Source organism: Mesorhizobium sp. M0601, from assembly GCF_040320845.1.
GTDB lineage: Bacteria > Pseudomonadota > Alphaproteobacteria > Rhizobiales > Rhizobiaceae > Mesorhizobium.
In genome coordinates, this window is record NZ_JAMYQK010000101.1 from 1 (window position 1) to 2,347 (window position 2,347).

Here is a 2,347-nt window from a genome sequence, read left to right on the forward strand (position 1 = left end):
GGCGTTCTTGTTGACTATTTGTGGGCATAGCAGCTCTCCTATCTTAACGAATGTCGATTCAATTGGTTTGCTTTCTTCGAGGGCGTAACATTGGCGCGCGCGCATCACAAAAACCATGAGTTCGGCCGAAATCCTTTAAGATACGGCTTCTAACCAGGGAGTTCGCCCGCTGGCCAACGGTCTTTCGGACAGTCGCTGGTTTTTCGGACAGGCAATAATGACATGGACTGCCTTCTCCGTCGGCAGTTGCGCCTCAATCACGTTGAGGAAACGATGAACTCCTGCCGGTGTCATCGACGCCGGACTCTTTTGTCTCGATCAATCCACTAGGCTATGCAGATGATATTATTTGTGTGCGACAACCACAAGGCGCGAGCTATCGCATGTAAACGCGTCACCTTCTTCGCCATAAGATTCAACAGACTTGAACCCCGCACTTCGCAACATGCGAACGTATTCAGAAAATCCATACTGCCTGTAAGAAAGGTGTGTTCGTCTAACGTGTCCATCTCGAATGATAATCCTTTCGAGGTTCTGGCGATCGCGCAGAACATCGTTGCTGTATATATCGATCCGCAGATCGTCATTACACCGCGCAACGTCACATATAGGAAACTTGTGGCGTAGGGACTGGATGCGATTGGGGTTATCGATTAGCAAACAGCCGCCCTTTCGAAGCGAAGAGGCGGCTTCACGAAGAACTCTCTCATTATCCGCGTCATCGAAATAGCCAAAGGTCGTGTACCACAGAAAAGCAGCGTCGAATCGATCTCGCCAGGGAAGTGAGCGCATGTCGCCTAGAACATACTCGACATTTATTCCACGTTCAGCCGCATCCGCTTTGGCTTTTTTTAGCAAGATCGGCGAGGTATCAAGTCCGACTACCCGCGCTCCTTTTTCCGCCAATCGGTTTGCAATCCGCCCATAGCCGCACCCAAGTTCAAAAACCGCGCTGTCTTGTGTAAGAGAAAGAAGATTCCAAACTAATTCCGCCTGCCTGTCGCACGCCTCCGGCGGATTTATTACGCATGCAAAATGTATGTAATCTTCGTTGAAGTATGATTCGAGATCATGTGATAAAACTTTCTTCGCTACGTCATCGTTCATGTTTTATCCCTTTTTCGAATTGCGGTGCCGTTATTATGACTTGTGAGATTTTATCATATTGATGGCATAGTGAAAGAAAACTTTTGCGAAAGTTTTGTTTCTTGTTTTAAAAACTTTTCGACAGTCATTGACCATGCTGCATTCGAGATCGTATCGTGTCCCGCATGCCCCTCGATACAGTTTGTCGCCAGCAAAAGTGAAGCTGCTTATCTGCACTGGTTCTTCACCGCACGCGCGACTTCCTGGTTCGCCAGCGCACGCAGATCGGCAACGCGGTCCGGGGCCCACAGGCTCACATGGCGGAGTTCGGTTTCACTGAATTTCGACCGATTGAAGGGACAACAGGATCAACTGCCGGAGGCGGCTTGGATGCCGGGGAGCTTGCTCTTCGAGCAGTTGGCCGACCTGCCTTAACCGGTCGGCCCGGCCTCGAAGCAAACGTGCAGTCGATCATACTTTTTTCCCAGCTTCTTGATCGTTCGCTCTATCGCCGCCGGACTATTCTCGACCTCGCCGACGAACCGGACCTCGCCGGTGCGGCCGCCCTCCGCGATCGCAACCGCGTGCTTCTTCTTGGCTACATCAAACGCGACAAATGCTTCGCTATACTCTCCCATTGCTCGCCCGCCGTGCGTGAGGATCGGCTCGGCCCATCCGAGATGGCGTATTCGGCTTGAGCCTCTTGGCATGGTGGATAAGCTTGAAGGTGCTGCGCTTCGAGACTGATGGTTAAACGTGGTTCTGCATGGCGCAGCCACAAGCATCAGAAGGAGGAAGCGCAGCATGAAACATTATCAGGATTGGATGTCTCCGTGAAAGAGACGATCGTGCCCACTGGAGTTGTGTAGCTGACGGCATTGGTCGCCGTGCTCTCCGGCATGGGCCGGAATTGATCAGCGCGCCACTGCCGGCAGGCTGATGAGCGGATCATCGCTCATCTGGCTGATGGTCTCAAGAGTCATGTAGCGCGCGCGCTGCACGGCCCATTCATCATTCTGTTCAAGCAGCAACGCGCCGACGAGACGGACAATGGCATCGTCATTGGGGAAGATGCCGACGACTTCGGTCCTGCGCTTGATCTCGCCGTTGAGACGCTCGATCGGGTTGATGCTGTGAAGCTTGACGCGGTGCTCCTTCGGGAAAGTCATGTACGCGAGCACGTCGGGCTCGTCGTCGTCCATGATTGTCGCCAGCTTCGGCACCTTCGGCCGGATCTGGTCGGCGACGGCGCGCCATTGTA

The 2,347-nt window shown here is 53.1% G+C and carries 3 protein-coding genes; 1 reads left to right on the plus strand and 2 read right to left on the minus strand.

The features are described 5' to 3' along the window. Nucleotides 1–345: 345 nt before the first annotated feature. Complete coding sequence (locus tag NKI41_RS32950) at nt 346–1,107, minus strand: class I SAM-dependent methyltransferase (RefSeq protein WP_352687206.1); 762 nt, start codon at nt 1,105–1,107, stop codon at nt 346–348. Between the two features lie 296 nt (nt 1,108–1,403). Between NKI41_RS32950 and NKI41_RS32955 the strand changes: the two genes are divergently transcribed. After that, nucleotides 1,404–1,784: a hypothetical protein gene (locus tag NKI41_RS32955; RefSeq protein ID WP_352687207.1), complete on the plus strand. Its 381-nt coding sequence runs from the start codon at nt 1,404–1,406 to the stop codon at nt 1,782–1,784. Nucleotides 1,785–2,000: 216 nt separating this feature from the next. Here NKI41_RS32955 and NKI41_RS32960 read toward each other — a convergent pair. Next, nucleotides 2,001–2,347, minus strand: a 347-nt coding sequence (locus NKI41_RS32960; RefSeq protein ID WP_352687209.1) for a transposase, incomplete at its 5' end; no start/stop codon positions are given.